This is a genomic window from Sphingomonas montanisoli (genome assembly GCF_008274695.1).
GTDB lineage: Bacteria > Pseudomonadota > Alphaproteobacteria > Sphingomonadales > Sphingomonadaceae > Rhizorhabdus > Rhizorhabdus montanisoli.
The window spans coordinates 294,726-313,605 of sequence record NZ_VTOU01000001.1 but is presented as its reverse complement, the minus strand read 5'-3'; the positions used below and the strand labels follow the sequence as shown (position 1 = coordinate 313,605).

Genomic DNA, 18,880 nt, shown 5'->3' with positions numbered 1-18,880 from the left:
TTACTGGCGGGGCGGCAGGCCGCGCGCTAGACAGACGCGCATGAAGGCCGGTCGCGCGTCGTTGGGCGCACAGTCCCTCGCGGTCATAGCGTTGTTTTGTGCGGGTGCCCGAGCCGAGGCACAGGGCACTGCGCCTGTCGCGCCCGAAACGCTTCCGTCGTCCGATGCGGCGGGGCTGGATCCCACGTCGGACATGGCGCCTTTGCCCGATCTGGGCGTCGAATGGCCAACAACCGACGACGCCGGCATCGTGCCTTCGGGCGATACGCCGTCCAAGGCCGACAAGGATGCCGAAACCGGCGCCGATGCGCAGGCCGAGCAGCATTATCAGATCGTCATCGACGGCCTCGACGATGCCGAAGGGCTGAGCAATGAAACGCGCGCGGGGCTCCGGCTGCGCTTCGACAGCCTCTCCGCGCTCAAGGAAGGTGACGGCAAGGGCAATATCGCGCAGATCGATCGCCGCGCGCGCCAGGATGAAGAATTGCTGGGCGAATTGTTGCGCGCCGCTGGCTTTTACGAGGCGACCGTCGCGACGCGGATCGAACGACCGGCGGGCGGCAAGCTGCGCGTCGTGCTCGATTCCGATCCGGGCACGCTCTACACGTTGGCGGCGATCGATCTGCCGGGGATCGACGCGGCAGGCGACAGGGCGCCGGAGGTGCGCAAGGCGCTGGGCCTCAAGATCGGTGATCCGGTCGATGCCGATCGGATCGCGGCGGGGCAGGCGGCGGTGACCGCCGAGCTGGGGCGCGAAGGTTTCGTGTTCGCGAAGGTCGCCGAACCCGAGCTGACCGTCGACCATGAGGCGCACAATGCCGCGTTGAGCATGGCGATCGATCCCAATGGCGCGCGCAAGTTCGGCGCGATCCGGCTCGACGGCGACCGGCTGTTCAGTGCCAAACATATCGGCCGCATCGCGCGCTTCCGCCCCGGCCAGCCCTATGACAGCGCACGCATCGAGGATCTGCGCCGCGCGCTGATCCAGACGGGCCTTGTCAGCGCGGTGACGATCAAGCCGGTGCAGACCAGCGATCCGGATGTGGTCGACGTTTCGGTGAAGCTCGAGCCCGCGCCGCCGCGCACGATTTCTGGCGCACTGGGCTATGGCACTGGCGAAGGCTATCGCGTCGAGGCGAGCTGGCAGCATCGCAACCTGATCAAGCCCGAAGGTGGCGTCACCTTCCGCGGCGTGCTGGGCACGCAGGAACAGACGCTGGGCGCGATCCTGCGCCGCAACAATTACAAGGCGCGCGATCGCGTGCTGACGGGGCAGGTGTTCCTCAGCCACCTGGACCAGAACGCTTATGAAGCCCGCAGCGTGACGATCGCGGCGGGGATGGAGCGCCAGACCAACATCATCTGGCAGAAGAAATGGACCTGGTTCTACGGAGTCGAGTTCGTCGCGTCGAAGGAAGACGATACCGTCAAGGCAACCGGCGCACCGCGATCGCGCCAATATCTGATCGGGGCGCTGCCCACCGGCCTCACCTATGACGGATCGGACGATCTGTTGAACCCCAGCAAGGGCTATCGCCTGTCGGGCCGCATCTCGCCCGAACTGTCGCTGCAGGGGAGCGCGTTCGGCTATGTGAAAGCACAGGTCGACGGAAGCTACTATCAGCCGGTCACCGATCGTGTGGTGATGGCAGGGCGCGTACGGCTCGGCAGCATCTTGGGCGCAGGCGCGGAGCGGATCGCGCCGACGCGGCGCTTCTATGCGGGCGGCGGCGGATCGGTGCGGGGCTTCGGATACCAGAAGATCGGGCCGCTCGACGTCAACGGCGATCCGGCTGGCGGACGCAGCCTTGCGGAGTTTTCCATAGAAAGCCGCGTACGCTTCGGCGATTTCGGCGTGGTGCCGTTCATCGACGGCGGCAATCTCTATGCGGCGACGCTGCCGACCTTCGACAATCTGCGCTACGGCGCGGGCCTGGGCGTGCGCTATTATACCAGCTTCGGGCCGATCCGCGTCGATGTCGGCACGCCGCTCAACCGGCGGCCGGGGGATTCGCGCGTCACCGTCTATGTCTCGTTGGGGCAGGCGTTCTGATGTCGCGGGCGTTGCTCCTGAAGATCGCGCGCGGGGCGGGGATGGCGCTTGTCGGGCTCCTGCTGCTGCTCGCGATCGCGGTGGCGATGCTCGATACCGGGCCGGGGCACCGGCTGATCGTCGATCGCATCGCCAAGATCGCGCCGTCTTCGGGGCTGCGCGTCAAGATCGGGCGGATCGACGGATCGATCTGGAACAAGGCCACGATCCGCGACCTGCGGCTCTACGATGCGCGCGGGCTGTTCCTGGAGGCGCCCGAGATCGCGCTGGATTGGAAGCCGACGGCGTGGATGGCGAACCGGCTGTCGATCGACCGGCTCGAATCCGATCTGGTGGTGCTGCAGCGGCTGCCGAAGCTGAAGCCGACGACGAAGAAGGGGCCGTTGCTGCCCGGTTTCGACATCCATCTGGGCAAGCTGAAGATCGCGCATCTGCGGCTCGGCAAGGCGGTTCCGGGCGTCGCGAGCGTCGTGCGGATCGACGGGCGTGCCGATATCCGCAAGGGCCGCGCGCTGATCGACCTGACCGCCGCCAGCAATGCGCGCGACCGGCTCAAGATCTTCGTCGACGCTGAGCCCGACGCCAACCGCTTCGATGTCGAAGCGCGCGCGACCGGGCCGGACAAGGGGCTGCTTGCCGGGCTGATCGGTTTCCAGCGGCCGGTGTCGGGGGTGGTTTCGGGCAAGGGGACGTGGAAGGTCTGGAAAGGGCAGGCGCGGCTCGATCTGGGCGATCTGCGCGTCGTCGATCTGGCGCTGACGGCCGAGGCGGGGCGATATGGGCTGAACGGCACGCTGGCGCCGTCGAAGCTGCTCAAGGGCAAGCTGCAACGCCTGACCGCGCCGGTGATCCGCGTCGATGGCGGCGCGATCCTCTCCGACCGTCGGCTCGATGGCAGTATCGCGGTTAAGACGCCGGAGATCGAGTTCACCGCTGCGGGTATCCTTGATCTGGCGAACAATGCGTTCGAGAAGGCGACGCTCGACGGCAAGCTGATCAAGCCGCCCGCCTTGTTCCCGAACATGACCGGGCGCAACATCCGCCTTCACGCGCAGTTCGACGGCCCGTTCGCGACCGCCGACTACAGCTATGCGCTGACCGCCGATCATGTCGCGTTCGACAATACCGGGTTCGACGTGGTGCGTGCGGATGGAAAGGGGAAGCTCTCCCCCGCGCCCGTGAAACTGCCGGTGCGCCTGACCGCGCGGCGCGTGACCGGGATCGGGGATATTGCGGGGGGCATACTTGGCAATCTCAAGGTCGACGGCATCCTCGAGATCACCGCAAAGGAGGTGGTCGGCAGGAAGCTCAAGCTGAGTTCGGACAAGCTGAGCGGGCTTGTCGATCTTCATCTCGATCTCGGGACGGGCGATTACGACGTTGCTCTCAACGGGAAACTGCTCCGCTACCTGATCCCCGGCCTCGGCATCGTCGACGTGAATTCCGAACTGAAGGTCGTGCCCGGCGCCAAGGGTGGCACGATGGTTGCCGGGCGTGGGCGGGCGTGGGTGCGGCGCTTCGACAACAGTTTCCTGCGCTATCTGGCGGGCGGCCTGCCGTCGATCGACACGCGAATGCGGCGTGGGCCGGACGGGATCTTGCACTTCGACGGACTGGTGCTGACCGCCCCGTCGATCCGGATCACCGGCAGCGGCTATCGGCGCAGGGACGGCACGTTCTACTTCAAGGGCAAGGGCAATCAGAAGCAGTACGGCCCGCTCGAACTCACGCTCGACGGCAATATCTCGCGGCCGAAGATCGACCTGCTGCTCGTGTCACCGCTCGATCCGCTGGGGCTGTCCGATGTCGGAGTGAAGCTCGAACCGACGCCCGAGGGCTTCCGCTATACGGCCGGTGGCGGATCGATGTTGGGGCCGTTCACCAGCAACGGCGCGATCCTGCTGCCCGCGAACCAGCCGGCGACGATACAGGTCGCCGCGATCGACGTGTCGGGGGCGAAAGGTTCGGGGAGCCTGCGGTCCGATCCGGGAGGCTTTAGCGGGCGCATCGATCTGGCGGGCGGCACCGTGACTGGTCCGATGCTGTTCGCGGTGCGCGGCGGGGTGCAGGCGATCGAGCCGCATCTGCTGGCCCAGCGTGCGCATTTCGCGGCGGCGACCCCGATCGATATCGGGCGCGGTCGCTTCGACGGCACGATCCTGCTCGATCGGGAGGGAACGACGATCGATGGGCGCATGGGCGTCGTGGGCCTGCGCATGGGCGCGATCAGCCTTGCGCGGGGCCGCGCGGACATCAAGCTGAAGGACGGCAACGGCACGATCCGCAGCACCGTTTCGGGCCAGCGCGGTCGCGGCTTCCAGTTTGAAACGTCGCTGACGCTCGCGCCCGACAGCATGACCCTGAATGGCAGCGGTACGATCGATCGCCGCCCGATCGCGATCGACACGCCCGCCGTGCTGCGCCGAGAGGGCGAGGGCTGGCGGCTTGCCCAGACGAGCCTGAGCTTCGCAGGCGGCAAGGCCAATGTCGCGGGCCGTTTCGGCGGGGGCGCGAATGAACTCCATGCGAGCATGAGCGCGATGCCGCTGTCGCTGCTCGACATGATCTTCCCGCAGCTGGGGCTGAGCGGCACCGCGTCGGGCAAGCTCGATTATGGGGCACCCGGCAATGGCCTGCCGCCAACGGGTCGCGTCAACCTGAACATCAAGGGCATGTCGCGATCGGGGTTGGTACTGTCGTCGCGGCCCGCCGACATCGCGGTGGCCGGCGTCCTGACGGCGAACAGCGCGGCGGGCCGCGCGATCGTGTCGAGCGGCGGAAAGGTCGTCGGCCGTGCGCAGGGGCGGATCACGAACCTGCCGTCGGGCGGCGCGCTGGCCGATCGGCTGCGCAATGGCGGCCTGTTCGGGCAGCTTCGCTATAACGGCCCCGCCGATACCTTGTGGCGGCTGATCGGGGTCGAGACGATCGACATTTCGGGGCCGGTCGCGATCGGCGCGGATGTCGGCGGCACCGTCGCCGATCCGCGCATCCGCGGCACCGTACAGACCAATGCCGCGCGCCTCGAAAGCGCGGTTTCGGGCACCGTCATCAACAATATCCAGGCGGCCGGCCGCTTCGACGGGTCCAAGCTGCTCATCGACAAATTGTCAGGCCAGACGCGCGGCGGCGGTACGATCGCGGGCAAGGCGTCGTTCGATTTCGCGGGTGGGCGCGGCTTCGGGATGGACGTGCAGGTCAATGCGACCAACGCGCAACTGCTCAACCGCGACGATATCGGCGCGACCGTCACCGGACCGCTGCATCTCACTTCGAACGGCAATGGCGGCACGATCGCGGGCGACGTGAGGCTCAACAAGAGCCGGTTCCGCCTCGGCCGCGCGACAGCGGTTGCTGCGATCCCGCATATCAAGACGACCGAACTCAACCGCGCCGATGCGGGGATCGACGATGTCGCACCCCCGGCGCCGTGGAAGCTCGATATCAAGGCCGATGCGCGCAACCAGCTGATGGTCACCGGTCTCGGCCTCGACAGCGAATGGCGCGCGAACGTCACGATCGGCGGCCAGATCGACAATCCAGCGATCACAGGGCGCGCCGATCTGGTCCGCGGCGGCTATGAATTTGCCGGCCGCCGCTTCGATCTGGATCGCGGTTCGATCCGATTCCTGGGGCAGGCGCCGCCCGATCCGGTGCTCGATATCGTCGCCAAGGCGAACATCAACGGCGTCAGCGCGACGATCAGCGTGACGGGCACGGGCCTGCGCCCGGAGATCAACTTCACCTCGGTTCCGTCGCTGCCGGAGGACGAGCTGCTGTCGCGCCTGTTGTTCGGCACGTCGATCACCAACCTGTCGGCGCCCGAGGCGCTCCAGCTGGCGGCCGCCGTCAATTCGCTGCGCAGCAGTGGCGGGGGGCTCGATCCGATCAACGCGGTGCGCCGCGCGACCGGGCTCGATCGCCTGCGCATCCTGCCCGCCGATCCGACGACGGGGCAGGGGACGTCGCTGTCGGTCGGAAAATATATCGGGCGCAAGACGTTCGTCGAGGTGATCAGCGACGGCGCCGGCTATTCGGCGACGCGGGTCGAGTTTCAGATCACGCGCTGGCTGTCGCTGCTGTCGAGCATCTCGACGATCGGTCGCCAGAGTGCCAGCGTGCGCGTGTCGAAGGATTATTGATCGGCGAAGGGAGCGCACATGAAGGCAATATGGTGTCTCCTGATAGTCTACGCGATCCTGTGCATATTGGCGCTCGCGCTGATACCGATATCGGCGAGCGGATGGTTGGGCGGCGATGGCGATGGCCTGGCGGCGATCTACGCGATCCTGCTGGCTATGCCGTGGAGCATGATGCTGGGCACGTTCGGCGTCGGCTCGCCGTGGATAGCGGTGCCGCTGCTCGTCATCGGCATGGCGGCGAACGGGGCGATCGTGCTGGGTGTCGCAAAGCTGCTGGGCGCGGCGAAGAGGGGCTGAGCGATGGACTTCATGCGCATCCTGCAGTCGCTGGAGGGATTCCTCTACGAAGTGATGACGTGGCTGATCTTCTACCCACGCACGATGTGGCGATCGATCCGCCATCCGGTCCAGATGCTGCGCTATTCGGATCGCGAACTGAACGATCCGCTGGAGGATCGCTTCGCGGACACGCTGAGCCCGCCGTTGTTCCTGATGCTGACGATATTGCTGTCACACGCGGTCGAGATCGCGTCGCATCAGGCGTTGCCGCACGTGGCGTCGCCGCTCGGCCGACAGATCATGGCATCGGATCAGAATTTGCTGATCCTGCGGTCGATCCTGTTCGCGATCTATCCGCTGATGTTCGCGCTGCGCCGTTTGCAGCGGCAGGGCGCGGCGCTCAATCGCGAGACGCTGCGCAAGCCGTTCTTCGCGCAATGCTTCGTGGCTGCGCCGGCGGCGTTCGCGATCGGGGTCGGCACGATTATCGCGCGTGCCCATGTCCACTGGGTCGCGCTCGCCGGAGCCTTCCTCGTGATCGGTGCGGTCGTCTGGTATCTGTGGATCGAAACGGTCTGGCTCCATTCGCACGCTCGGATGAGCTGGTTCGCGGCCTTTCGATCGGCACTCGGCACGTGGTTGTTGGCGTCGCTGATCAACAGCGTGATCAGTTTCGTGATCCTGGGCACCTGACGACCGCTTGACCTCATGTTGCCCCTCCTGTCTCTTGGCCGTGACAAGACGATCGGGGGAATGAATGAACGTCGCTGAAGCCGTGGCCACGCGCCGATCCGTCCGCGCGTTTCTCGATACACCGGTGCCGCTGGAGACGATAAAGCGCGTGCTGGATCAGGCGCGGATGGCGCCTTCGGGCTGCAATTATCAGCCGTGGGAGGCGATTGTGCTGACCGGCGCGCCGCTCAAGGCATTGCAGGACCGGCTGTCGGTCAGCGAGCGCGACGATCCGCCGGAATATGACTTTTCGGCGCCCAGCGCGATCGATCCGAAATATCATGCGCGCCTCTCCGTGCTCGGCCGCCATCTCTATGGATCGATGGGGAGCGGTCGGGGCGAGAAGGACAATCGCGAGGCGTTCGCGCGCGCCAACATGGTCTCGTTCGGCGCGCCGGTGCTGCTGCTCTGCCACTTCCCCAAGGCGATGAAGGAAGCGCAATGGTCCGACACGGGCATGTGGCTGCAGACGATCATGCTGCTGCTGCGCGGCGAAGGGCTCGATAGCTGCGCACAGGAATATATGGGCGTCTATGGCCGCAGCATCAAAGACCATCTCGGCCTGTCGGACGGCACTTTGCTGTTCTGCGGGATCGCGATCGGCCACCGCGACCCGGCATCACCCGCGAACAATTTCGAACGCGAGCGCGTGCCGCTGGACGAGAATATCCGCTTTGAAGGATTCTAGACCCGGTTCGCGATGTGGCCGTGGAACAGGCGGCCGCGCTCGACGATCAGGACGATGACGAGCGCGGTCGCGGCGGCGCCGGTAAAGCCCAGGACGAGGGGCAGGGTGGTGCCGTCGAAAGCCTGCCCGACGAAGAAACCCGCGATCACGCCGAGGACCGTCGACAGGAAGCCCTGCACCGACGATGCCGTGCCGGCGATATGCGCCATCGGCTCCATCGCCATCGCGTTGAAGTTCGATCCGGTCAGGTTGAAGCAGAACATCATCATGCCCTGCAGGATCGCGAAGGTGACGACCGTTTCATGACCAGCGACGATGGTCGCAAGGTGGACGAGGTTGATCGCGAGCATGCCCAGCAGCGCGCTGTGCGAGACCTTGCGCATTCCGTAACGCTCGACGATGCGCGAATTGATCAACGCCGCCAGCGCCATCGTACCGGCGATGCCCGCGAAGATCAGCGGGAAGACCTGCTCGACGTCGAACACGTCGACGAACACCTGCTCGGCGCTGTTGATGAAGCTCATGATGCACGAGAACATGCAGGCGATGCACAGGGTGTAGCCAAGCGAATAGCGGTTGGTGAGCGTGTGCTTCATCGCAGATGCGATCGAGGCGACGGTGATCGCGCGGCGATCCTCCGGATGGAGCGTTTCTGGAAGGCGCAGCGCGACCCACAAAGCGACGAGGCCGCTGAAGGCGGCGAGCGCGTAGAAGATGCCGCGCCACGGCGCGATCAGCAGGACGAGCTGGCCGAGCGATGGGGCGAGGATGGGCACCGCGAGGAACACCATCGTGCACAGCGACATGACCCGCGCCATCGTGCGCCCGCCATAACAGTCACGCACGACCGAAACCGAAAGAACGCGGGTCGATGCCGATGCCATGCCCTGAAGCAGCCGCGCCACAAGCAACAAGGTGAAGCTGGCCGCCACCGAGGCGATCAGGCTCATGGCCGCATAGACCGCGATCGTGGCGATCAGGATCGGCCGTCGGCCAAAGCGATCGGCCAGCGGGCCATAAACGAGCTGCATCACCGAAAAGCCGGCCATGTAGATGGCGATCACCCATTGGCGGTGATTTTCCACGGTGACGCCGAGATCGGCGCTGATCGCCGGCAAGGCGGGGAGCATCATGTCGACGCCCAGCGCGTTCACCGCCATGACCATCGCCATCATCGCGACGAACTCGCGGAAATGGATGCCGGGGTGGGGCGTGGCTTGTTTGGGAGGGGCAGGCGAATGCACGGGCAGTTCCTGACGCGGACAAGTGACGGTGGCGTGACGCGCGGATCGGCGCGAACGCAGCTTCGGTGATGTGGGGGCCGCCGGCGGTCCGGCGGAGCGGACGCGCACTATCTAGCCGTTAACCGGCTTTTGGGCAACCGTTGCCGCCGTCATATTTCGCGCTTAGACCGCTGCGAATGCCGTCCAGCAGCATCCCCACGCCCCCGCGCGAGAACCGCGCGGCGATCGCCTTCATTCTTATCACCGCGATGTTCGACGTGATGGCGATGGGGCTCGTCATCCCCGTCCTGCCGACATTGATCACCGAATTTGCCGGATCGAACGCGGCGGCGGGCGAGTGGAACGGGGTGCTGGTCGCCTTATGGGCGATGATGCAGTTCGTCTGCTCGCCGCTGATCGGATCGCTGTCCGATCGTTTCGGGCGGCGCCCGGTGATCCTGATCTCGACCGCGGGCCTCGCCGCGGACTGGGTGATGATGGCGATGGCGCCCAGCATGGCATGGCTGGTGATCGGGCGGATCATCGGCGGCGTCACATCGTCGAGCTTCACCGCCGTCAACGCCTATATGGCCGACATCACCCCGCCCGAGGGACGCGCGCGGGCCTATGGCCTGATCGGCGCGGCGTTCGGCGCGGGCTTCGTGATCGGGCCGGCGCTGGGCGGAATGCTCGGCGTCTTCGGGCCGCGCGTGCCGTTCTGGACAGCGGCGGCTTTGTCGGCGATCGCCTTCCTCTACGGGCTGCTCGTGTTGCCGGAATCGCTGCCGAAGGACCGGCGGATGGCGTTTTCGTGGCGGCGGGCCAACCCGGTCGGCGCGCTGACCCTGCTGCGGTCGCATCCCGAGCTGGCGAGCCTCGCGACGGTCAACTTCCTCGTCTATTTCTCGCACCACGTCTTTGCGGCGGTCTATGTGCTGTACGCCGATCATCGCTACGGGATCGGCACGCTCGGCGTCGGCCTGCTGCTGGCGGGGGCAGGAGTGCTCGATATGGTCGTGCAGGGGCTGGTGGTCGGGCCGGTGACGAAGCGGCTGGGCGACCGGGTGACGATGCTGCTCGGCCTGTTCGGCGGCGCCTTCGGCCTTGCGATGATCGCTTTCGCGCAGAGCCCGCTGATGTTTGCGCTCGCGCTGATCCCCAACGCGGCCTGGGGGCTCGCCATGCCGACGATCCAGGCGATGATGACGCGGCGCGTTTCGGAGCGCGAGCAGGGGCAGTTGCAGGGCGCGAACAACAGCGTCGGCGCGATTGCCGGGATCGGATCGCCGATCTTCTTCGGCTGGATCTATGCGATGACGATCACGACGCATCCCTGGGCGGCGTTCGGGATTGCGGCGGCCGTTCTGCTCGCGGCATCCGGCGTGGGTGTGTTTGTCCACCGAACGAGCAACGAATAGACTTCCGGCCGAAACGAATGTCCGCCAGTCTCTCCGGCAAAATAAAGGAGAGGATGAATGGACGAGACGATCAGGCCGTTTCACACCGAAATAGCGCAGAGCGAGTTGGACGATCTGCGCAGCCGCCTGCGCCATGCGCGCTGGCCCGAGGCCGAGACGATCGGCGAGTGGAAGCAGGGCGTACCGATCGCCGACATGCAGCGGCTCGTGAAGCATTGGGCGGAGAATTACGACTGGCGCCGGTGCGAGGCGATGCTCAACGGGTGGGGGCAGCACATCACCACGATCGACGGGCTCGATATCCACTTCCTCCACATCCGGTCGAAGCACGAAAATGCGCTGCCGCTTATCATGACGCATGGCTGGCCGGGTTCGGTGCTCGAGTTCGTTCATGTCATCGGCCCGCTGGTCGATCCGGTCGCGCATGGCGGGAAGGCGGAGGATGCATTTCACCTGATCCTGCCGTCCTGTCCCGGTTTCGCCTTCTCCGGCAAGCCGGCTGAACATGGCTGGAGCATCGCCAAGACGGCGAAGGCGTGGGCCGAACTGATGCGACGGCTCGGTTATGATCGCTATGTCGCGCAGGGCGGCGATTATGGCGCGTCGATCACGCTCCAGATGGCGGGCGATGCGGCGCCGGGGCTGGTCGCCTACCACTCGAACCTGGCCTTCACGATCCCCACCGCAGAGGATATCGCCAACGCCGACGAGGACGAGAAGCGCTATTTGGCGCAACGCGCACAGGGCGACATGTGGCTGCGTGGCTACATGATGGAGCAATCGACCCGGCCGCAGACGATCGGTTACGCGCTGACCGACTCGCCGGTGGGGCAGGCGGCGTGGATCTACGAGAAGTTCCGCGACTGGACGACCGACTGCGATGGCGATCCGCTTAACGTGTTCGCGATCGACGACCTGCTCGACAACATCACGCTCTACTGGCTGACCGCGACCGCGGCATCGTCGGCGCGGCTTTACTGGGAACTGCGTCATTCGCCCTATCAGATGCCGGTCGGCGTTCCGATACCGGCGGGCTATTCGGCGTTCCAGGGCGAAACCCGCCACGCTTCGCGCCGCTGGATGGAGAGGCACATGGGTAACCTCGTCTATTGGAGCGAACCGCCGAAGGGCGGCCATTTCGCGGCGCTGCAGGAGCCGGGGCTGTTCGTGGAGGAGATGCGGACGTTCTTTGGGATGTTTCGCGCCTGACTGATCCTCCCCCGCCAGGGGGAGGTGTCGGCGTAAGCTGACGGAGTGGGAGGGCGGCGGCCAATAGGAGGTTCCGCATCCTCCCCCTCCGTCGCCACCTCCCCCGCCAGAGGGAGGATGAAAGACAAAAGAAAAGGGCGCCCCGGCATGGCCGGGACGCCCCTTCTCTTCGATCCGGTGAGGGATCAGCTCGAATAGTACATGTCGAATTCGACCGGGCTCGGCGTCATTTCCCAGCGGGCGACTTCCGGCCACTTGAGCTCGATATAGCTCTCGATCTGGTCCTCGGTGAACACGCCGCCCTTGGTGAGGAAGGCATGATCGGCTTCCAGGCTGTTCAGCGCTTCGCGGAGCGAACCGCAGACCGTCGGGATTTCCTTCAGCTCTTCCGGCGGCAGATCGTAGAGGTTCTTGTCCATCGCGTCGCCGGGATGGATCTTGTTCTCGATGCCGTCGAGGCCAGCCATCAGCAGCGCTGCATAGCAGAGATACGGATTGGCCATCGCGTCGGGGAAGCGGAACTCGACGCGCTTCGCCTTGGCGCCCGCACCATAAGGGATGCGGCACGAAGCCGAGCGGTTGCGCGCGGAATAAGCGAGCAGCACGGGGGCTTCGTAACCCGGTACCAGGCGCTTGTAGCTGTTGGTGGTCGGGTTGGTGAAGGCGTTGAGCGCCTTGGCGTGCTTGATGACGCCGCCGATGAAGTACAGGCACATGTCGGACAGACCGGCATAGCCGTTGCCGGCGAACAGGGGGTTGCCCTTGTCCCAGATCGACATGTGGGTGTGCATGCCCGAGCCGTTATCCTTGGCGATCGGTTTCGGCATGAAGGTCACGGTCTTGCCGTAGGCCTGAGCGACCTGCCACACGACATACTTATAGATCTGCATGCGATCGGCCGTCTGGACGAGCGTGCCGAAGGTGAGGCCGAGCTCGTGCTGAGCGGCGGCGACTTCGTGGTGATGCTTGTCGCAGGGCAGGCCCATTTCGAGCATGGTCGTGACCATCTCGGCCCGGATGTCGACGGCCGAGTCGACCGGCGCGACCGGGAAGTAGCCACCCTTCGCGCGCGGACGATGGGCGAGGTTGCCGCCTTCATATTCCTTGCCGGTGTTGGTCGGCAGCTCGATGTCGTCGATGTGGTAGTAGGACGAGCTGTAGGTGTTGTCGAAGCGCACGTCGTCGAACATGAAAAATTCGGCTTCCGGCCCGACGTAGATCGTGTCGCCGATACCCAGCGTCTTCACATAGGCTTCGGCGCGCTTGGCGCACGAACGCGGATCGCGGGCATAAAGCTCACCGGTCGAAGGCTCGACGATGTCGCAGACCAGGATCAGCATCGGGGTTGCCGAGAAAGGATCGGTCCACACCGCGTCCAGATCGGGCTTCAGGACCATGTCCGATTCGTTGATGGCCTTCCAGCCTTCGATCGACGAACCGTCGAACATGAAGCCTTCGTTGAGCTCGTCTTCGCCGACGACGCTCGAGACCATCGTCAGGTGCTGCCACTTGCCCTTGGGATCGGTGAAACGAAGATCGACCCACTCGATCTCCTGATCCTTGATCATCTTCAGGACGTCAGACGCCTTGTTCGCCATGATAGTGCCTTCCCCGTGAGAATGCTTTTGAAACTGAGCGGGCGATCATTGTCACCCCGTTGACTGTCGGCGGTGCGCGATCAGATCGCGTCGCCGTCCCTCTCCCCGGTGCGGATGCGGACCGCCCCTTCGACCGGAATGATGAAGATCTTTCCGTCCCCGATGCGGCCGGTCTGCGCGGCGGCGGCGATCGCCTCCACGACGCGATCGGCGAGGCTGTCTTCGACGACGACCTCGAGCTTCACCTTGGGGAGGAAATCGACGACATATTCGGCGCCGCGATAAAGTTCGGTATGGCCCTTCTGGCGCCCGAAACCCTTGGCCTCGGTGACGGTGATGCCGGACACGCCCACTTCGTGCAGCGCTTCCTTCACCTCGTCGAGCTTGAAGGGCTTAATGATGGCTTCGATCTTCTTCACTTGGCCCTCCCCGGCCCGCGCAACAAAAGTCCCATAAGCGTGCCACGAAGCGAGTCGCAAGGATAGTGCGCCACGCTGTCGCGATATTCTGTTGCGCTGCCGCATATGAGGGCAGTTTTGTTACAGGTGCCGTTTTTTTGGGCGGATGATGCCCAAGCGGTGATCGTTCAGAAGCGGCGTTCGTTGGCGTCGGTTTTTTCGCAGCGCCCGGTGAAATCGAAGCCAGTTCCGCTCATCGTCAACATGCCCGTCATGCGATCGATGCGCAGCTTGGGATGGTTGAGCCCGTTGAGCTTGAAGCTCGCGCGGACTTCCCTGTCGCCGACGATGACGTCGTTGAGCGGCCACCATCCATCTCCATCGCCGCTACCATGGATCGGGGGGATCATCGATTTGGGAAGCTGGACCGATCCGCTGTCGCCCGAAACGCGCACCGTCACCGCCGCAGCATAGGGGCGCATTTCGTTCTCGATGCCGCTCTGGGGAACGTACTTCTTTTGCTTGTCGTCCCACATATAGCCGCTCTTATAGCCCGAGCCGAGCTTCTCGCCCTGACCCTGGCAGACGAGCGTGAGGTTTTCCGCCTGTGCCATGCTGGCCAGCGTCAGCATCGATAATGCAGCCAATATCGTGACACGACGATGCATAAGCAGGCTCCTTGGACCGTCGCGATGACGAAGGGTGTTCAGGCGTAAGGTGGTCGGTGCAGGCCGCGTGGGCTGAGCGTGAAGATCTCGCAGCCGGTTTCGGTGATGCCGATCGAATGTTCGAACTGCGCCGAGAGCGATCGATCGCGTGTGACCGCCGTCCAGCCATCGTCGAGCATCTTCACGTCCGGACGGCCGATGTTGATCATCGGTTCGATCGTGAAGAACATGCCGGGCTTGAGCTCGGGGCCGGTGCCGGGGCGGCCGATATGGACGACCTCCGGGGCATCGTGGAACACGCGGCCCAGGCCGTGACCGCAGAAATCGCGGACCACGCCGTAGCGATGCTTTTCGGCGTGCGTCTGGATCGCGTGGCTGATGTCGCCCAGGCGATTGCCGGGCTTCGCTTGCTCGATGCCCAGCATCAGGCATTCATGCGTGACCTCGACCAACCGGCGCGATTTCACGCCGACATCGCCTGCCAGATACATCCGGCTCGAATCGCCATGCCAGCCATTGAGCAGGGGGGTGACGTCGACATTGACGATGTCGCCGTCCTTCAGGGTGCGGCTGCCCGGAATGCCATGGCACACGACATGGTTGATGCTGATGCAGCAGCTATGGGTATATCCGCGATAATGCATCGTGGCGGGCACCGCGCCGCCCGCGATCGTCATGTCATAGACGATGCGGTCAATCTCTTCGGTGGTGACGCCGGGAACGACATGGGGGGCGACCGCATCGAGGATCTCGGCGGCGAGGCGACCGGCGGCGCGCATCCCTTCGAAGTCAGCGGGCCCGTGCAGCTTGATCGCGCTGGTGCGCGAATGGACGGCTTCGTCGGCGTTCACATAGGTCGTCATGCATGTCGATATAGTCCAATCGTCCTCACTTTGCGAGTGCGGCACAGCACGTTATGGCGGTGGGCATGACATCCGACCGCATCTGGACCGCCGCCCTGCTGATCATCGGCGACGAGATCCTGTCAGGGCGCACGCAGGACAAGAATGTCGGGCAGGTTGCGACTTGGCTGAACACACAGGGCATAAGGCTGACCGAGGTTCGCGTCGTCGCCGACGATATCGGCGCGATCGGCGAGGCGGTGAACGCGCTGAAGGCCCGCAACGACTATCTGTTCACCACCGGGGGCATCGGCCCGACGCATGACGACATCACCGTCGATGCGATCGCGGCGGCGCTGGGCGTCGAGGTGGAGATCCACCCCGAGGCGCGCGCGGTGCTGGAAGGCTATTACGAGTCGCGCGGGGGCATCAACGACGCACGGCTGCGCATGGCGCGAGTGCCCGCCGGCGCGACGCTGATCAAGAATGCCGCGACCGGCGCGCCGGGCATCCGCGTGGGCGACATCTTCATCCTGGCCGGTGTTCCGCGCATCGCCGAACTGATGCTGGACGCGCTGTCAGGCACGCTGGAGGGCGGCCGCCCGATGCTGTCGCGGACGATCGGCTGCTGGGTGCCCGAAAGCGAGGTCGCCGACCTGCTGCGCGCGACCGAGGCGGCGCATGACGGATCGCAGATCGGCAGCTACCCGTTCTGGCGCGAGGGCAGGGGTGGAGCGAACTTCGTGGTGCGATCGACCGACCCGGCGACGGTGGAGGCGTGCATCGCCGCGATCGGGGCGGGGCTGGCGGCGCTGGGCTACGAGCCGGTGGTGGACGGGATTTAGCCGCTACTTACCCTCGTCATTGCGAGAAGCCGAAGGCGACGAAGCAATCCAGGCCCGCATTGGAGAGGCTCGCGACCATCTCATTTGCGGGCCTGGATTGCTTCGCTAAGCTCGCAATGACGAGTGGGGAGGGGAGGTTGTCTAACCCTTCCGCGCGTCGAATGCCGTGCGCGCCGCGTCGATCGCCGACAGGTTTGCCTCCGCCCATTGCCATACGCCGCAGAATGCCTCGCCGAGACTGTGGCCCAAGTCGGTGAGCCTATAATCCACGCGCGGTGGGACGACCGGATGCACCGTGCGTGTCAGCAGGCCGTCGCGTTCCATCGCGCGGACCGTCTGGGTCAGCATCTTCTGGCTGACGCCGGGGATTTCGCGGGCGAGCGCGGTGAAGCGCAGTTCGCCATGCTCCTCCAAAGCCTCCAGAACCAGCATCGTCCATTTGTCGGCGACGCGGCCGATCACCTCGGTCACGAGCGCCTCGACGCGCGGATCAGTTGAGAAGGGAAAGTCGTGCGGGTTCGTCGCCATTATTACTTACCTTCGGGTAACTACGGCACTTTCAGGTGCCTTCTTTCGAATCGAAACTAATGGATTAAATAAGGCTCATCATCCTCTCGAACAAGGATTTGGACGATGAAGACCAGCGGTAACACTATTCTTATCACCGGCGGCGGCAGCGGGATCGGGCGCGAGCTTGCGCGCCGTTTCAACGATCTGGGCAATGACGTGATCGTCGCGGGTCGCCGCCGCGATGCGCTCGACGAGACGATCGCGGGCCGCACCGGCATGCATGCGATCGAGCTGGACGTCGAAAGCGCGGAATCGATCGCGGCCTTCGCGAGGACTCTGATCGCCGAGCATCCGCGCCTTAACGTCGTGATCAACAATGCCGGCATGATGCGCACCGACGATCTGACCCGTGGCGATGGGCTCAACGGCGCCGAAGAGACGATCGTGACCAACCTGCTCGGCCCGATCCGGCTTAATGCCGCGTTGGTCGATCATCTTGGGACGCAGCCCGATGCCGCGATCGTCAATGTCAGTTCGGGCCTGGCGTTCGTCCCGCTGATGAAGGCGCCCATCTATTCGGCAAGCAAGGCGGCCATCCACAGCTATACGGTGAGCCTGCGCGAACAGCTGCGCGGGAGCGTCGAGGTGATCGAACTGGCGCCACCAGCGGTGCAGACCGGCTTAACGCCGGGCCAGTCGACCCGCGAAGGCTATATGCCGCTGCAGGATTATATCGACGAGGTGATGGGTCTCTTCGCGACCACGCCGACACCAGCGGAGATCCTGGTCGAACGCGTCAAGCCGCTACGCTTCGCCGAGGCGGAAGGGCGGTATGGCGACGTGCTGGCGATGCTGAAGTCGCTCTGAACCCAACCTCGTCATTGCGAGCGTAGCGAAGCAATCCATTCCGCAGATCGGAGTGGATTGCCACGTCGCCTACGGCTCCTCGCAATGACGAGGTTAGGGAGAAGTGGCTTTCTCCGCGTCCACTTCGCGCATCGGTTTCGCCATCGACAGCGCGACCAAGGCGGCGACGGCGAAAGCGGCCGCGATGATGAAGGCGGCGCCGGCGAAGTGGACCGGCGCCGTCGGGCTGGTGAAGTAAGCGAGCGCGGGGTTGAGCAGCAGCGGCCCCGCAATCGCACCGATCGCGTTCAGGCTGCCGATGAAGCCCTGCATCTCGCCTTGCGCATTGGCGGGGGCGCGCTGCGACATCATCGCGGTGATCGACGGCTGGACGAGCGCCTGCAGCGCGGTGGCGCCGACCAGCACGAAGGCAAGCGATCCGTAAGGATTGAAGGCATGGGCGAGATAGCCGACCGCTGCCACGGCGACGCCGAGCATCGCGGTTTTGCGCTCGCGAAGACGCTTGACGACCCGGCCGAGGATGCCGCCCTGCACGACCGTCATCGATATGCCGGCGATCGCGAGCGACGCGCCGATCATCCCATTCGACCAATCGAACCGAGCGATCGCAAAGAAGGACCAGGTCGCCGGATAGACCATGGACGCGATGTTCCACAGCAGCAGGATGCCGGCGAGGCCGAGCACGCCCTGCAGCTTGCCCGCCGCCATCAACGCGCCAATCGGATTGGCGCGGCGCCACTGGAACGATCGGCGATTTTCGGGCGCGAGCGTTTCCGGGAAATAGAACAGCCCGAACAGGAAGTTGGCGGCCGAAAAAGCGGCGGCGGCATAGAAGGGCGCGCGCGCGTCGATCTCACCGAGCAGGCCGCCGATCGCGGGGCCGACGATGAAGCCGATCCCGAACGCCGCGCCGACCAGGCCGAAGCTTTTGGCGCGGTTCTCGGGCGGGGTGATGTCAGCCAGCGCGGCGGTGGCGGGGCCAAACGACGCGCCGAAGACGCCCGCGATCAGTCGCCCGGCGAACAGCCAGGCGAGCGTCGGCGCGAAGCCCATCAGCAGATAATCGATCGTGAACCCGCCCAGCGCCAGCAGCAGCACCGGTCGCCGCCCGAAGCGATCGCCCAGATTGCCGGCCAGCGGCCCGCACAGGAACTGCATCACCGCATAGATCGCCGACATCCAGCCGCCGATCCATGTCGCCGTGGCGATATCGACATGGCCGAGCTGCATCACCAGCCGCGGCATCACCGGGATGATGATGCCGAAACCGATCGCGTCGATCAGGATGGTGGCGACGATGAACACCGCCGCACTGCGGCCCTTTGACTGGGTGGCCATGATTCCTCTGTCGCCCGGCCTCTCCCCTGGCGGGACCCGCCCCTCATCGACGCGCGGCGGGGGAAAGGCA

At 65.1% G+C, this 18,880-nt stretch carries 16 protein-coding genes; 9 read left to right on the top strand and 7 right to left on the bottom strand.

Features of this window, described 5'->3' with window-relative positions; all coding sequences use genetic code 11:
* Window positions 1-40 precede the first annotated feature (40 nt).
* The 5 genes from FYJ91_RS01550 to FYJ91_RS01530 all read left to right on the top strand — a co-directional run bounded on the left by FYJ91_RS01550 (window position 41) and on the right by FYJ91_RS01530 (window position 7,894).
* Window positions 41-2,053 carry an autotransporter assembly complex protein TamA gene (locus FYJ91_RS01550; protein WP_149520521.1) on the top strand — a complete coding sequence of 671 codons (2,013 nt, stop codon included), beginning with the start codon at window positions 41-43 and terminating at the stop codon, window positions 2,051-2,053.
* A complete protein-coding gene (locus FYJ91_RS01545) occupies window positions 2,053-6,195 on the top strand; it encodes a translocation/assembly module TamB domain-containing protein (RefSeq protein WP_149520520.1) in 4,143 nt (1,380 codons plus the stop codon). The genes FYJ91_RS01550 and FYJ91_RS01545 overlap by 1 nt, the downstream gene beginning before the upstream one ends.
* Before the next feature lie 18 nt (window positions 6,196-6,213).
* A complete protein-coding gene (locus tag FYJ91_RS01540) occupies window positions 6,214-6,492 on the top strand; it encodes a hypothetical protein (RefSeq protein ID WP_149520519.1) in 279 nt (92 codons plus the stop codon).
* A 3-nt stretch (window positions 6,493-6,495) separates the two neighbouring features.
* Complete coding sequence (locus FYJ91_RS01535; RefSeq protein ID WP_149520518.1) at window positions 6,496-7,167, top strand: hypothetical protein; 672 nt, start codon at window positions 6,496-6,498, stop codon at window positions 7,165-7,167.
* Window positions 7,168-7,231: 64 nt separating this feature from the next.
* The gene (locus FYJ91_RS01530) at window positions 7,232-7,894 is read left to right on the top strand and encodes a nitroreductase (protein WP_149520517.1); all 663 of its coding nucleotides are present in this window, start codon (window positions 7,232-7,234) and stop codon (window positions 7,892-7,894) included.
* Here the strand turns inward: FYJ91_RS01530 and FYJ91_RS01525 are convergent.
* Window positions 7,891-9,138: a multidrug effflux MFS transporter gene (locus FYJ91_RS01525; RefSeq protein WP_246152359.1), complete on the bottom strand. Its 1,248-nt coding sequence runs from the start codon at window positions 9,136-9,138 to the stop codon at window positions 7,891-7,893. The two genes, FYJ91_RS01530 and FYJ91_RS01525, sit on opposite strands and share 4 nt — an antisense overlap.
* 140 nt (window positions 9,139-9,278) lie before the next feature.
* Here FYJ91_RS01525 and FYJ91_RS01520 point away from each other — a divergent pair, with 140 nt between their 5' ends.
* Window positions 9,279-10,535 (top strand): TCR/Tet family MFS transporter, encoded by a 1,257-nt coding sequence (locus FYJ91_RS01520; RefSeq protein ID WP_425473960.1) that lies wholly within the window; start codon window positions 9,279-9,281, stop codon window positions 10,533-10,535.
* A gap of 57 nt (window positions 10,536-10,592) precedes the next feature.
* Entirely contained in the window at window positions 10,593-11,744 is a 1,152-nt protein-coding gene (locus FYJ91_RS01515; protein ID WP_149520515.1) for an epoxide hydrolase family protein, read from the top strand.
* Between the two features lie 185 nt (window positions 11,745-11,929).
* On the opposite strand, the gene glnA is transcribed toward FYJ91_RS01515, so the two are convergent.
* From glnA to map, 4 genes are all read right to left on the bottom strand, one after another.
* Window positions 11,930-13,342 (bottom strand): type I glutamate--ammonia ligase, encoded by a 1,413-nt coding sequence (glnA, locus tag FYJ91_RS01510; RefSeq protein ID WP_149520514.1) that lies wholly within the window; start codon window positions 13,340-13,342, stop codon window positions 11,930-11,932.
* Between the two features lie 80 nt (window positions 13,343-13,422).
* A complete protein-coding gene (locus FYJ91_RS01505) occupies window positions 13,423-13,761 on the bottom strand; it encodes a P-II family nitrogen regulator (protein WP_149520513.1) in 339 nt (112 codons plus the stop codon).
* 167 nt (window positions 13,762-13,928) lie between these two features.
* Window positions 13,929-14,408 (bottom strand): hypothetical protein, encoded by a 480-nt coding sequence (locus FYJ91_RS01500; protein ID WP_149520512.1) that lies wholly within the window; start codon window positions 14,406-14,408, stop codon window positions 13,929-13,931.
* Window positions 14,409-14,446: 38 nt separating this feature from the next.
* Entirely contained in the window at window positions 14,447-15,271 is an 825-nt protein-coding gene (gene map / locus FYJ91_RS01495; protein ID WP_149520511.1) for a type I methionyl aminopeptidase, read from the bottom strand.
* Between the two features lie 65 nt (window positions 15,272-15,336).
* Here map and FYJ91_RS01490 point away from each other — a divergent pair, with 65 nt between their 5' ends.
* Window positions 15,337-16,095, top strand: coding sequence for a competence/damage-inducible protein A (locus FYJ91_RS01490; protein WP_246152358.1), 759 nt, complete (start codon window positions 15,337-15,339; stop codon window positions 16,093-16,095).
* Window positions 16,096-16,236: 141 nt separating this feature from the next.
* Here the strand turns inward: FYJ91_RS01490 and FYJ91_RS01485 are convergent, their stop codons facing one another.
* Window positions 16,237-16,623: a winged helix-turn-helix transcriptional regulator gene (locus FYJ91_RS01485; protein WP_149520509.1), complete on the bottom strand. Its 387-nt coding sequence runs from the start codon at window positions 16,621-16,623 to the stop codon at window positions 16,237-16,239.
* A 105-nt stretch (window positions 16,624-16,728) separates the two neighbouring features.
* On the opposite strand from FYJ91_RS01485, the gene FYJ91_RS01480 reads away from it, so the two are divergent.
* Window positions 16,729-17,472, top strand: coding sequence for an SDR family oxidoreductase (locus FYJ91_RS01480; protein WP_149520508.1), 744 nt, complete (start codon window positions 16,729-16,731; stop codon window positions 17,470-17,472).
* A gap of 93 nt (window positions 17,473-17,565) precedes the next feature.
* Here FYJ91_RS01480 and FYJ91_RS01475 read toward each other — a convergent pair whose 3' ends face one another.
* On the bottom strand, window positions 17,566-18,810 hold the full coding sequence (locus FYJ91_RS01475) for an MFS transporter (protein WP_149520507.1): 1,245 nt from the start codon (window positions 18,808-18,810) through the stop codon (window positions 17,566-17,568).
* Between the last annotated feature and the right edge of the window lie 70 nt (window positions 18,811-18,880).

Coding starts and splice junctions, on each gene's coding strand:
- FYJ91_RS01475 (WP_149520507.1), bottom strand. CDS start 18,810: ATGGCCACCCAGTCAAAGGGCCGCAGTGCGGCGGTGTTCATCGTCGCC.
- FYJ91_RS01485 (WP_149520509.1), bottom strand. CDS start 16,623: ATGGCGACGAACCCGCACGACTTTCCCTTCTCAACTGATCCGCGCGTC.
- FYJ91_RS01545 (WP_149520520.1), top strand. CDS start 2,053: ATGTCGCGGGCGTTGCTCCTGAAGATCGCGCGCGGGGCGGGGATGGCG.
- FYJ91_RS01530 (WP_149520517.1), top strand. CDS start 7,232: ATGAACGTCGCTGAAGCCGTGGCCACGCGCCGATCCGTCCGCGCGTTT.
- glnA (WP_149520514.1), bottom strand. CDS start 13,342: ATGGCGAACAAGGCGTCTGACGTCCTGAAGATGATCAAGGATCAGGAG.
- FYJ91_RS01540 (WP_149520519.1), top strand. CDS start 6,214: ATGAAGGCAATATGGTGTCTCCTGATAGTCTACGCGATCCTGTGCATA.
- FYJ91_RS01490 (WP_246152358.1), top strand. CDS start 15,337: ATGACATCCGACCGCATCTGGACCGCCGCCCTGCTGATCATCGGCGAC.
- map (WP_149520511.1), bottom strand. CDS start 15,271: ATGACGACCTATGTGAACGCCGACGAAGCCGTCCATTCGCGCACCAGC.
- FYJ91_RS01515 (WP_149520515.1), top strand. CDS start 10,593: ATGGACGAGACGATCAGGCCGTTTCACACCGAAATAGCGCAGAGCGAG.
- FYJ91_RS01500 (WP_149520512.1), bottom strand. CDS start 14,408: ATGCATCGTCGTGTCACGATATTGGCTGCATTATCGATGCTGACGCTG.
- FYJ91_RS01535 (WP_149520518.1), top strand. CDS start 6,496: ATGGACTTCATGCGCATCCTGCAGTCGCTGGAGGGATTCCTCTACGAA.
- FYJ91_RS01480 (WP_149520508.1), top strand. CDS start 16,729: ATGAAGACCAGCGGTAACACTATTCTTATCACCGGCGGCGGCAGCGGG.
- FYJ91_RS01550 (WP_149520521.1), top strand. CDS start 41: ATGAAGGCCGGTCGCGCGTCGTTGGGCGCACAGTCCCTCGCGGTCATA.